Genomic DNA, 12689 nt, shown 5'->3' on the forward strand with positions numbered 1-12689 from the left:
CCGAATGATCGTATTCGGCCTTCATCTTATTTTAAAAGCTCTCTTGCTTTTGCCGCATCATCTCGGTGAACGAACAGTGCAACGCGATCGTCCAAGTTTTTTGCGAGCGGCTTTAATAGTTTACCGGTCGGTAGTCCTTGTTCCACACGACAGGTGATGCCCTGCTCGGTCAAATAATGATAATCACCTAAAAGTTCTTCACCTTGTTTCCCGAATGCTTCACCGAAACGAACCCACTTTAAGTTGCGAATTGTCCGAATCGAGACCAAAATGACAAACAAAATGGCGAGTACGATGATCAATAATGTTTCCAATGCCTTCAACCCCTTCTTTACACAAGTTTAATGGTGTGGCGAGTTGAAAGCAATATGGAGCGAACGGTATACTGAAATGGAAAAGAGGGGATGAAATGAAAAAACCGATTCAATCGAGACGAGAGGCGATCTCACTCCTAGAAAATCAGCAAGTACTCTATATTCGAATTCATAACGGACAAACGGGTATGATCAAATCGACAGAGGAAGGTATCATCGTGGCCATTCCAAATGAAGAGACAGATCAAATCGATTTCCGAAAATTAGAAGATATCGAGGCGTTTGAAGCGTTTTACGATTTGACGCTCTCGAAACCAGGTATTCTATATGTAAACGTTGAATAGTCATGACATGGAGAGCTTCACCCATTCGGTGAGGCTCTCCATTTATACACGTTTAAGAGGAAGGCAGCCAGACGGCCAACTTGTCCTGTAACGGCTTTAAGCGAACATGATGTTGCTTATGCAACAAATAACCGTCTGGACGAATGACTAATATGCCACGTTTCATAAAAAGTGATTTGGCTAGTTCGTTTCCTTGATCGAAAAACGGGCGACTCGTCTTAGATAAGGTAATCGTTTGAATGAACGGCTGGTTCTTGTTCAAATAGTCATAAATGGACGTCAAATCACGTTTCCCGTCGTCAAATACGAGCACTTGAAACCGTCCGTCCGCGATTTCGGATATTTTTGTCCGAAACCCGTCATCCGTTCGTAAAATCTCAGTCTCCGGAAAGATCTTTCCTTCCGCGACGCGACGAAACGGTAACCGAAGCGCATTCGGATACGATAAATGGAGCTGAGAGATCCGTTCGGTGATCTTTTGGTTGACGAGATTGACGCGAGTGAAGACATCCGCACCGATTGCTTGGAACGGCAAGAGCATCGGGAGGGTCGTCTGCAACATCTCCGTTGCGATATTCGTCGTCTGTAGCACATTGCGGGCAACATGTTCGCGCTCGTCCCGATAGGTGGACACGACGTGATGGGGAGCGCCAGTTTTGAGATGTAACCACAGTTTCCAACCTAAGTTGAAGGCATCCGCTATCCCGGTGTTCATCCCTTGTCCGCCGACCGGGGAGTTAATATGTGCCGCATCCCCCATGAGAATGATGCGATTATGGATGAACGTATCGACCATGCGATTGTGCACACGGAATAAAGAGAACCATTCAACATCGTGAATATGGACCGGCATATGACTGCGTTGCTCCACCAATTCTTGAAGATCCGATTCTTGGAATGATTCATCCGTTCTCAAGTTTCCCGTGATACGAATTGTTTCATCCGTGAGCGGGAAGACTTCAAGCACTCCTCGATCCGAAAAAAAGATATGAACCTCTTCCCGGGATATCGGCCAATCCGCCTTTAAATCGGCTAACACCCAAGCCTCTTTAAATGATTTACCGCTAAACGGAAGGGCGAGCATCCGACGAACCGAGCTGTTTGCTCCATCGGCGGCGACAACATATTTCGCTTCAACGGCACGAGTCATCCCATCAGTCGCGGTCAAATGTGCGATGGTACGGGATGGATATTGGGTAATGGATGACAAGGTTTCCCCACGCTTCACAACATGTCCATGTTTTCGTAGGGCGCGTTCCAAAATCTCTTCGGTTTCATTTTGACGTAACAACGTCACGAACGGATAAGGGGTCACGAGTTTGGAGAACTCAAGCTTTGCTGTCCACTGTCCCGAAAAATATAGATTCCCCCGCTCGATTGTTCGGGCACGCTCTAGCACTTCTTGCGCAACATCTAAACGAGAAAACACTTCGATGGTCCGCGGCTGAATCCCGATAGCTCGTGAATTGTCCGACGGGGTAGTCTTACGATCAATGATTTGAAAAGATACGCCATATCTGGCTAAGGTGAGTCCGAGCGTCAGGCCGGTTGGTCCGGCACCGACAATCAATACATCTACTTGTTCGTCCACGCTGATCAACTCCTATCATTAATAATGATATTTCCGACATTGGCAACGACTAAACGAAAAGTAGGGTATAGAACGATATATGATATTCGATGATGGAAGGTGAGTGAGCATTGTGCAGCCATGGATCACAGAAGAACAGATTCGAGATAGTTTTACAATGGATGAAGATTATGAACAGACAGCGGCAGTGTTAATCCCACTCGTTCAAATCGATCAGGAATGGCACGTCGTGTTTGAGGTACGCGCCCACACGATGCGGCAACAACCTGGGGAGATCTCATTTCCAGGGGGACGCCTTGAAAAAGGAGAAACACCCGTAGAAGCGGCAATCCGGGAAACATGCGAAGAGTTAGAGATTTCTGCAGATAAAGTAGAAGTCGTAGGCAAATTGCGACCGCTTGCTACGCCTCATCGTCAATTGATTTATCCGTTTGTCGGAATCCTATCGGAAGTACCGAGTGTGGAAGGGACGGATGAGGTCGATCATTTGTTTACCGTACCGATTTCTACCTTGCTCATGATTGATCCATTCCACGGAGAGATGGAATGGACGATGAGTCCGGATCAAAATATTCCGTTAGATCGATTGGCGAATGCTAAAGCGTACAAAAAACGGGTAATTAAAATGAAAGAACCTTTTTATGAACATGAAGACTACATCATTTGGGGACTTACTGGAAAATTCTTGACACAATTTATTAAACGGATAAAAGAAAACGTATTCAAACGGTTATAATTTCGTTATAATGATAGAAACAAATTTAGATTGGAAGTGAATGGGTGTGTCTGAAGAATTCCTCGTAGGTGATATCGTGAAGTCGACTCGTGAAGGATGGGTCGCTGAAGTGACCGCCGTACTGACCAATACTGTGATCGGTGACGTCTCGATCATGGAAGAGTTTCAACAGCTCGGACTCGAGTTCGAGAAACAAGTTTTACTAAAATCAGAATTGGAATTGATTGAACGCGCCAGCTGACCTTTTTCTGAAAGGGATGATTCAGGTGTCCATTGACAAAAAAGTACGTGAATGGCAAGAGGCGGGTTTATTGGATGAAGCGACGGGGTTAAGACTAGTCGACTATGAACATAAACGACGGGCGGCTAGTGAGCAACATGACCACAAGCCGCCCGTTTTAGTCATTGTCGGATCCATCTTGTTGGCTCTCAGCCTATTCAGTTTCGTCGCAGCCAACTGGCAAGCGATTCCCGACCTTTTGAAAATCGGTTTGTTTCTTCTTTTTATGGTTGGATTCTATGTCTTTGCCGAGCGGGTTCGCTTGAAAACACCAAGATATGTCACGCTGTTACGTGTACTAGGGTTCGTTTTCTTTATCGCGACCATGGCGGTCATCTTCACGACGTATAATCTGTCTGGCCAATTGACTCTATTGTTCTGGATTATCTTTGCGATGGCAGTACTTCATCGCATCTTGTATGAGCACGTCATATTCTCCATGATCACCGCAATCGCTGCATTTTTAGCCATCACCAATAGTTTCGAAAGCATCGGGCTGATTTTGATTGGGATTGCTCTAATCGTGACATGGGTATGGTTCCATTTCGTCGATGAATCGTTGGACCGCACGTTCGCATGGCTAACCTTTTATGGCCTTCTCAATATTTTCGGCCAGTATATCGATTATGAGGGAAGACTGTGGCCGCTTTGGTCACTCGTCATCTTGCATGTATTGCTCTTATTCTATCGAAAACAAGCCGCATGGCAAGCAACGTATCTGTTCACTGCGGCCGTTCTATCAATTGGTTATTTAATTAACGTGACAGAAAGTTGGCTCTCCCAAAGACCGCCTTCTGTCATTGAAGCGACACTTTTGTCGGTGGCACTCGTTGCCGTCTATTTGATTCATAGACGAAACGACCTTCTCTGGGTAAGTTTCCTTGTAGTCATCCCATTTGCACTTTTTGAAGATTCAGGAGTTTTATTGGCGATCATCATCGAGGTGATTGCACTTGCTTACTTGATTCGCCAAGACGTGACACGACAACCGACAATATTCGCTTTCATCTATTTCTTAATCGTTCAAATGACAATTTACTTTATCTACGTATGGGACCGGCTCGATATCTCACTCTTCTTCTTGATTGGTGCGTTAATCGTCTTTGCGTTGTCACTCGCATTATGGTGGCGTAATCGAACGAGAGAGGATGTGACGACATGAAACGGTTTTCTGTCTGGGTGATCCCGGTTGCCCAAGTCCTGATTGCAATCGGCTTTGTGGTACTTGTTTATGCTATTTCGTGGGTCGGGGAGACGTACACGTTTAAAGGGTCTTCGTTCGAGCCTTATGACCCTTATTTTGGAGATTCCATCTATCTCGAATATGATGCCTTCAAAGGACGACAAGATGTCGAAACCGGAACGGTCTATGTTTCCTTTAAAGAAGGGGAAGAGGGCTATGCTGTCATCGATCGAATTGAGTCAAAACCGTTTTTTGGTGGTATTCGGGCAAACTATTATGATCGACTTCTTTATATAGAAGAAATGGGTTCGTATCGTGTGTCTCAAGACGAGATAGATGCCATAAAAGGAAAACAATCGTTCACAGTTCAAGTTGATGTCGCACCGTGGGGGATGCTCAGAATGTATGAAATTGAGTCAAATGAATAAGATTTAATCATGACAGGAAGATTACAGGTTTGTTACACGACTGATTGTAACGAATCTGTAATTTTTTTGTGAACATAAGGAATACCAATGTTTTTTTGAATTGTTACAATCTGTAACCACTTTTTTTGCCATATGTCAGGAATGTTTCACTTCGATAAAATCACTACTTTGACGGCACTTGTCGTGGTAAATTAACATCTGTTCGTTACATAACGAGAAAGGTGATGACCTTACTACGATGAAATTATTAAAATATATGATCGTCATTGGAGCTACGATGATGGGGATGTTCACATTCATGGATCAGGCAGATGCTGCTCAGATCGGAATCGGGACAGAACAGAAAATCGTACAAAACCCGCTTGAACTAGAACGCCAAGCAATTGAAGAAGAACGACAAAAAGAAATCGCTCGCCAAAAGAAACTTGCTGAAGAAAAGCGTATTGCAGAAGAGAAACGGATCGAAGCAGAACGTCTTGCAGAAGAGAAAGCAAAAGAAGAAGCCGAGAAAGCAAAGTTAGCGAAACTTGAAGCAGAACGAAAAGCGGAAGAGGAGCGAAAAGCAGCGGAACAGGCAACAGCTGCAAAAACGTCGACTTCAGCTACGCAAACAGTCAGTGCGACACCGGTATCTACATCTAAAAAAGTTATTACAGTCGAATCGACGGCTTATTCAAATGATGTTGCAGATAACAAGGCATACGGCGGTCGTGTATTAACGGCCACGGGTCATGATGTGACTGATTCGATTTATTATAACGGAATGCGAATTATCGCCGTCGACCCAGCCATCATCCCATTAGGCTCTAAAGTCCATATTCAAGGTGTTGGTGATGCGATCGCCCTTGATACAGGTGGCCGAATCAAAGGTCATATCGTCGATTTATTAGTCGATTCAAAACAGGACGCGATCCAATGGGGGCGTCGACATATTGAAGTAACGCTATACTAAAAATCAGGTTCTCCAATTAGGAGAGCCTTTTTTTGTTTAACAAAGTAGAGAAACGGGCAAAATACTATTTGAATTTCCATTTTGGAAATAGTTGAGGAGGGATCAGGTTGATTGAGTTTCGTGATGTATCAAAACGTTATGAAGACGGGACGTTAGCCGTCAAAGATTTGAGTTTAACTGTAGAAAAAGGAGAAATATTTGTATTGATCGGTCCTTCAGGTTGTGGCAAGACCACGACGATGAAAATGGTGAATCGATTAATCGACCATACGGATGGGAAAATTTTAATCGATGGAAAAGAAATCTATCAATTCGATATTTTTGAACTACGCCGTAATATCGGTTATGTACTCCAACAGATTGCATTATTCCCTCACTTAACTGTGGAAGAAAATATTTCTGTCGTACCGGAATTATTAAAGTGGAAAAAAGACCGAACAAAAGAGCGAGTGACCGAATTGATGAAAATCGCCGGACTGGACCCGAAACTTCGCTCGAAGAAGCCAGCAGAATTATCAGGAGGACAACAGCAGCGCGTAGGCGTATTGCGTGCCTTAGCTGCAGACCCGGACGTCATCCTCATGGATGAACCCTTTTCTGCGCTTGACCCAATCAGTCGTGGTCAATTGCAAGATGACATTAAACGATTAAATGATGAGCTCGGGAAAACGATTCTGTTTGTCACACACGACATGCAAGAAGCGATGAAGCTTGGTGATCGCATCGCGTTGATGCGTGACGGGGAACTCATGTTGGTCGGTACGCCTGAGGAGATATTGGCGAGTGAAGACCCATTCGTCTTAGAATTTACACAACGCGGAAGAGGTGAGCTGGATGCTTGAGACGTTCCAAAATAGACAAGGACAGCTTGTCGAGGCACTGATTGAGCACTTACAGCTCTCTGTCGTATCGCTTTTGATTGCCGTCTTAATTGCCGTGCCATTGGGAATCTGGCTGACGCGACGTAAGAAAATCGCCGAAACCGCCATTGGCGTCACCGCGATTATTCAAACGATTCCATCCCTTGCCTTACTCGGATTAATGATTCCACTCGTTGGAATCGGAGCACTTCCTGCCATTATAGCGCTTGTCTTATATGCGCTGCTCCCTATTTTACGAAACACGTTCACTGGGTTGAATGAAGTGGATAAATCGTTATTAGAAGCTGCTCGAGCTTGTGGGATGAAACCGAATCAAAGTTTGATGAAAGTCGAACTTCCACTCGCGCTCCCGGTCATCATGGCTGGTATCCGTACAGCGATGGTCTTGATTGTCGGGACTGCGACGCTCGCCGCTTTAGTCGGAGCAGGCGGACTCGGTACATTGATCTTGCTTGGGATTAACCGGAACGACAATTACTTAATTTTACTCGGTGCCATCCCTGCCGCCATTTTGGCACTCCTATTTGACTTCTTGTTGCGTCAGATGGAAGGTGCGACAGCGACACGCAATAAGACGAAGTTGATTGCCGTCTCGACCGTACTCGCGCTCATCATCATCACACCGCTTGCGTTTGGTCGTTCGCAACAAACAGACTTAGTCGTTGCCGGAAAACTTGGTCCTGAGCCAGAGATTTTAATGAACATGTATAAGTTATTAATTGAAGAAGAAACGGATTTGACGGTATCGGTGAAACCGAACTTTGGGGAAACAACATTCGTATGGGGGGCCCTCCAATCAGGGGATGTCGATATTTACCCTGAATTCACTGGGACCGCACTCGCGAGTCTCGTCAAAGAAACGCCTGAGTCAAACGATGCCGGTGAAGTGTACGAGCAAGCAAGAGAAGCGCTTGCTGAAGATGGGTATGTGATGCTCGAACCGATGAAATTTAACAACACGTATGCACTCGCGATTCCACGTGATTATGCAGAGGCAGAAGGCATTACGGCCATTTCTGATTTACGGAATGTCGAGTCGGACATCAAGGCCGGTTTCACGCTTGAATTCACGGACCGTGAAGACGGATACCCAGGACTTCAAAACGAGTATGGATTCGATTTCCCATCTGTCGTCTCGATGGAGCAAAAACTGCGTTATCGTGCCATCTCACGAGGAGATGTCAATTTAGTAGACGCCTATGCGACGGATCCTGATATTGCCGAGAACGACCTGGTCGTCTTAGAAGACGATCGTCAATTCTTCCCACCATACCAGGGAGCGCCGCTCATGAAGGAAGAGACACTTGAAGAGTATCCAGAAATCGAGGATGCGCTCAATCAGCTCGCAGGTAAAATCACAGACGAACAAATGTCTGAATTGAATCGACGGGTCGCGTACGGAAATGAACGCGCGTACGATGTAGCGAAAGACTTCTTAGAACAGGAAGGATTACTATGAGAGCTTTGATTATTTCGAATCCGAAGTCCGGTACGAGCGAAACGATGCTCGGCGAAGTCATCGGAACGATTGAATCGCTCTATGAAGAAATCATCATCAAAAAGACACAGGAAATCGGGGACGCGCTCCGATTCGCCGAAACAAGCGAATCGTTCGACCATCTGATTGTCATTGGCGGGGACGGTACGCTAAACGAAGTAGTGAATGGGTTAATGACCTTACAGCGCGAGGAACGGCCGACAGTCGGCATCATTCCAGCAGGAACATGTAATGACTTCGCACGAGCGCTTGAACTGCCAATTCAACCGACACAGGCTGCTCAAATCATTCGTTCCTCTCACGAACAACATGTCGATGTCATTCAAGTCGATGAGATGTATGCGCTCAATTTCGTAGGCGTCGGTTTGATCGCGGATACATCTCGTCAAATCGATCCGGATGAAAAAGAATCATTAGGCTCAATCGGATATTTTTTAGCGACCATCCGCCAGTTCCGTGAAGCGGACCCATTCAACATCACGCTTCGGCGGGGCAGTGAAGTAATATATGACGGTGACGTTAGTTTTCTCTATGTTGGGAACGGGAGTTATCTCGGTACGGTCCCGACAAAACTAGAGACACAATCGTTTTCCGATGGATTGCTAGAAGTCGTTCATAGTTCTGCAATCGGATTTCCCATGATTCGACAGCTGTTGGCTCAACAACTCGGTCTCGATCAGAAGTCGACGGAGTGGAATCACTTCCAGGCTTCTCATATCGAGTTAGAATTGAATGCGCCACAAATCATCGATGTCGATGGGGAGCACTTCGAAGCAGACAAATTGTCGATCCGAATCCGAGAGCGTGCCCTCACCTTTTTAACGCCATAAAGCATCAACAGAGAAAAGTATTCAGACTTTTCTCTGTTTTTTTGTTGTTCTCATCTTGGAACCATGTTAGTATTTCACTATTATTATGAAAATGAAATGAAAAACAGGAAGTAGGGGTAATCATGGCGCAAAATTCATTCGCCTCAAAAATTGGATTCATACTAGCTGCCGCAGGGTCGGCAATCGGTTTAGGTGCGATCTGGAAATTTCCATATGTCACCGGAACGAGCGGGGGCGGTGCCTTTTTACTCATGTTTTTGGCGTTCACATTATTACTTGGTCTGCCATTATTGATTGGTGAATTCATTGTCGGACGTTCGACTCAAAAGACTGCACTTCTCGCTTTCAAACAGTTAGGGCATGGTCGCTGGACCATTATCGGTTATTTGGGTGTCATTGCTTGTTTCTTGTTACTTTCCTTCTATAGTGTCATTGGAGGATGGGTTCTCATCTATATCGGACTCGGTTTAAGCGGAACGCTCAGTGGACGTTCGCCGGACGAATTCGGTGAAGTGTTCGGGAACGTCGTTTCCACACCAGGTATTGCCGTACTCGGACAATTCTTATTCCTCTTAATTACACTATTAATTGTCTTACGTGGCGTTGAAGCAGGGATTGAACGGATGAGTAAAATTTTGATGCCACTTTTGTTCATTAGTTTCTTAGTTCTCGTAGTCCGCTCGTTGACGCTTGACGGGGCGATGGAAGGGGTTCGCTTCTTCTTACAGCCTGACTTCTCTGCATTGACTGGTGAATCGGTATTGTTTGCCCTCGGACAGGCGTTCTTCTCCTTATCGTTGGGGGTCGCAGCGATGCTGACATATGCGTCTTATATTAAGACGAAAGGAACATTGAACCGTTCAGCGAACATGATCGTCTTATTGAACATTGCGGTTTCACTTTTAGCAGGACTAGCCATCTTCCCGGCAGTCTTTGCATCAGGTCTTGATCCGGCTGAAGGTCCGGCATTACTCTTCGTCGTTTTACCGGCAGTCTTCAACCAAGTACCGCTCGGTGGATTTTTTATGGTCTTGTTCTTCTTATTGTTTGCTTTCGCATCGATCACATCGTCGATTGCCATGTTAGAAGTCGTCGTCGCAGGTGTGACCGACCGTCTGAATGAAAAGAAATCGTCATGGACGAAAAAGAAAGTGACGGTGACAGCCGCCCTTCTCGTCTTCATCGTGGGAGTACCATCCGCGCTGTCGTTCGGACTCTTGAGTGATGTACAGATTTGGAACGGTCGGACGTTCTTCGATACGATGGACTATCTCGTCAGCTACATTTTAATGCCGACGGGTGCACTCTTGACTTCAATCTTTGTCGGATATGTCGTTGACCAACGTGTCCTAAAGGATGAAATCGAAACATCCAAACCTGGTGTGAAGCTTTACCCAATCTGGCATGCGCTCATTCGCTATGTCATTCCTGTAACTGTCGCGATTGTCATGGTTTCTACATGGATCACCACATAACAAACGAACCGTAGGCTCTATGAGTCTACGGTTTTTTTCGTCTCGCAACGGGAAAGTAGTCGATATAGGTAGTTGATTCTACACCTGTGGACGGAGGTATCGACGAATTTTATTATGCTAAAATGATAGGGATGACGAAACTTTTGTTGAGTGGTTTCGTAATGTACAATAGAAGTAACATGAGATGAGGTGAAAAGAATGAAAACATGGATGAAATGGGCCCTGACAGGGGCAGTCATATACTTTGCCATTAACGTATTCGATTTCTCCTGGTTATTCATTATTGTAGGGGCGCTCGTCTTGAATGAAGTGTGGTCGACGAACAAGCGCAAACATCGTCAACGAACACCGACAACGGTGGCAAAACGTGCCAAGAAAAAACTGTTGCTCGATGAAGAAGAATCGTTCTCTGGATCGAGGATTTTAAAACCGATTGAAGAGCCGATGCCTACACGACAATTCGAGGCGACAGATGATTTAGAACTTCAATTTTTGCAACGGACGATTGAGCAAGGATACGAGAAACTACAACAGATAGACCGTGTCCTACCAGATATTAAGGATGTGGAAGTAAGGCGTGAAATGAAGGCCGTCTCGAAAGAAGCACATGAATTATTCGAGGAACTCTTCGAAAATCCACAAGATGCCAAGCATGTTCGAGACCTGTTCACATTCTATTTAGATTCCCTCGTCTCGGTCGTCTTGAAATTTAAAGAACTTGAAGGAAAACGAGTCGTCATTCAAGAAGAGACTCGGGAACAATTAATCACAAATATGCGACTAATTGTCGATAAATTTAAAGAACAACGCGGACGTCTCCTTGAAGATGACGCCGTAGACTTTGAACGCGAACTGATCATGATGGAGCGGGTCTTATCTGATCAGCCGGAAGGGAGAAAGAAACATGACTTCATCGAATGAAACGAACTGGCAGTCATGGCCGGAAGAAGAACTGACTTCTGATACGAAAACAAAAACCGAGACGGAGGGGTTCAGTGACCCATCTGTCGAATGGTCATCTGTTACACAGCCACATGAAGTGCCGGCCATTCAAGCGAAACCGGACGTGCCTCAAGAGCATCGTGAGCGCATCACGCGATTGGCTGAATCCATTGATATTAAGAAGACAGACTCTGTCATGTTGTTCGGGTCGAACGTCCAACGTGAACTTTCCCAATTCTCTGATCAAATTTTGACGGAAGTGCGGATGAAAGATGGCGGCGATGCCGGGAAACTGTTGTCTGATTTGATGCAAAACGTCCGTAAGATGGACCCGGATATGCTTCAACCGGAGAAAAAAAGTTTCATGGATAATATCCCACTCATCGGTCGTGCGAAGAAGAAGGCTGAAAACTATAAGCTTCAGTTCGAAAAAATGAACGTCTATTTGGAAGAGGTCATCCATAACCTCGATCGTGCGAAGTTCGGTCTCATGAAAGACATCACGATGCTCGATCAGATGTATGATAAGAACAAGCGGTATTTCGAAGAGTTGAACGTCTATATCGCTGCGGGTGAGACAAAGCTTGACCATGTACGGGAACATGAGATTGCTCCGTTACGTCAAGAAGTAGAAATTTCTAAAGATCAATCGAAGCTTCAACAATTGAACGATATGATTCAATTAGCGGACCGTTTTGAGAAAAAGTTGCACGACTTAAAATTGAGTCGTACGATCAGCCTTCAAATGGCACCTCAGATTCGGGTCATTCAGCAGAACAACCAAATCCTTGCTGAAAAGATCGAGTCAGCGGTCGTCAACACGATTCCGCTTTGGAAAAACCAAGTCGTTCTCGCGCTCAGCTTGACGCGCCAGAAAACGGCACTTCGTATGCAACAGGACGTGACGAAGACGACAAACCAACTGCTTGAGCAAAACTCGAAGATGCTCAAAGATTCATCGATCGAAATCGCTCAAGAGAATGAAAAAGGGATTGTCTCTGTTGAATCACTGAAAGTCGCTCACGAGAACTTACTTTCCACGTTGGATGAAACGTTACGCATCCAGCAAGAAGGGAAACAAAAACGTCGTGACGCCGAGCGCGAACTTGACCGCATGGAGCACGAATTGAAAGAGAAGGTCATCGAAATCGCCTCGAAAAATAAAGAACTACCAAAGGACACTGGATATTAATGGGGGAAGTCTGAGCAATCAGACTTTCCTTTTCTACGAGGAG

The 12689-nt window shown here is 45.4% G+C and carries 13 protein-coding genes and 1 pseudogene; 12 read left to right on the top strand and 2 right to left on the bottom strand.

Translation table 11 applies throughout. The features are described from left to right. Positions 1–26: 26 nt before the first annotated feature. Positions 27–314: a hypothetical protein gene (locus tag EAT1B_RS00330; RefSeq protein ID WP_012726117.1), complete on the bottom strand. Its 288-nt coding sequence runs from the start codon at positions 312–314 to the stop codon at positions 27–29. A 95-nt stretch (positions 315–409) separates the two neighbouring features. On the opposite strand from EAT1B_RS00330, the gene EAT1B_RS00335 reads away from it, so the two are divergent. Continuing rightward, positions 410–658 carry a hypothetical protein gene (locus EAT1B_RS00335; protein ID WP_012726118.1) on the top strand — a complete coding sequence of 83 codons (249 nt, stop codon included), beginning with the start codon at positions 410–412 and terminating at the stop codon, positions 656–658. Positions 659–710: 52 nt separating this feature from the next. On the opposite strand, the gene EAT1B_RS00340 is transcribed toward EAT1B_RS00335, so the two are convergent. Continuing rightward, complete coding sequence (locus tag EAT1B_RS00340) at positions 711–2249, bottom strand: FAD-dependent monooxygenase (RefSeq protein ID WP_012726119.1); 1539 nt, start codon at positions 2247–2249, stop codon at positions 711–713. A gap of 112 nt (positions 2250–2361) precedes the next feature. Between EAT1B_RS00340 and EAT1B_RS00345 the strand changes: the two genes are divergently transcribed. From EAT1B_RS00345 to EAT1B_RS00395, 11 genes and pseudogenes are all read left to right on the top strand, one after another. Then, complete coding sequence (locus tag EAT1B_RS00345) at positions 2362–2985, top strand: CoA pyrophosphatase (protein ID WP_235439539.1); 624 nt, start codon at positions 2362–2364, stop codon at positions 2983–2985. A gap of 40 nt (positions 2986–3025) precedes the next feature. Beyond that, a complete protein-coding gene (locus EAT1B_RS00350; RefSeq protein ID WP_012726121.1) occupies positions 3026–3226 on the top strand; it encodes a DUF2187 family protein in 201 nt (66 codons plus the stop codon). A gap of 16 nt (positions 3227–3242) precedes the next feature. After that, positions 3243–4427, top strand: coding sequence for a DUF2157 domain-containing protein (locus tag EAT1B_RS00355; RefSeq protein WP_041918023.1), 1185 nt, complete (start codon positions 3243–3245; stop codon positions 4425–4427). Continuing rightward, positions 4424–4876, top strand: a complete 453-nt coding sequence (locus EAT1B_RS00360; protein WP_012726123.1) for a GDYXXLXY domain-containing protein — start codon at positions 4424–4426, stop codon at positions 4874–4876. Before EAT1B_RS00355 ends, EAT1B_RS00360 begins: the two co-directional genes overlap by 4 nt. Positions 4877–5114: 238 nt before the next feature. Then, a complete protein-coding gene (locus EAT1B_RS00365; RefSeq protein ID WP_148209422.1) occupies positions 5115–5828 on the top strand; it encodes a 3D domain-containing protein in 714 nt (237 codons plus the stop codon). Between the two features lie 107 nt (positions 5829–5935). Beyond that, positions 5936–6652 (top strand): annotated as a pseudogene (locus tag EAT1B_RS00370) (ABC transporter ATP-binding protein); the annotation flags it as partial. A 10-nt stretch (positions 6653–6662) separates the two neighbouring features. Then, positions 6663–8168, top strand: a complete 1506-nt coding sequence (locus tag EAT1B_RS00375) for an ABC transporter permease/substrate-binding protein (protein ID WP_012726126.1) — start codon at positions 6663–6665, stop codon at positions 8166–8168. Next, the gene (locus EAT1B_RS00380) at positions 8165–9037 is read left to right on the top strand and encodes a diacylglycerol kinase family protein (RefSeq protein ID WP_012726127.1); all 873 of its coding nucleotides are present in this window, start codon (positions 8165–8167) and stop codon (positions 9035–9037) included. The genes EAT1B_RS00375 and EAT1B_RS00380 overlap by 4 nt, the downstream gene beginning before the upstream one ends. A 122-nt stretch (positions 9038–9159) precedes the next feature. Next, on the top strand, positions 9160–10512 hold the full coding sequence (locus tag EAT1B_RS00385; protein WP_012726128.1) for a sodium-dependent transporter: 1353 nt from the start codon (positions 9160–9162) through the stop codon (positions 10510–10512). A 198-nt stretch (positions 10513–10710) separates the two neighbouring features. Then, a complete protein-coding gene (locus EAT1B_RS00390) occupies positions 10711–11433 on the top strand; it encodes a 5-bromo-4-chloroindolyl phosphate hydrolysis family protein (protein ID WP_012726129.1) in 723 nt (240 codons plus the stop codon). Beyond that, positions 11417–12646, top strand: coding sequence for a toxic anion resistance protein (locus EAT1B_RS00395; RefSeq protein WP_012726130.1), 1230 nt, complete (start codon positions 11417–11419; stop codon positions 12644–12646). Before EAT1B_RS00390 ends, EAT1B_RS00395 begins: the two co-directional genes overlap by 17 nt. Positions 12647–12689 lie beyond the last annotated feature (43 nt).

It is taken from the genome of Exiguobacterium sp. AT1b (assembly GCF_000023045.1).
Classification (GTDB): domain Bacteria; phylum Bacillota; class Bacilli; order Exiguobacteriales; family Exiguobacteriaceae; genus Exiguobacterium.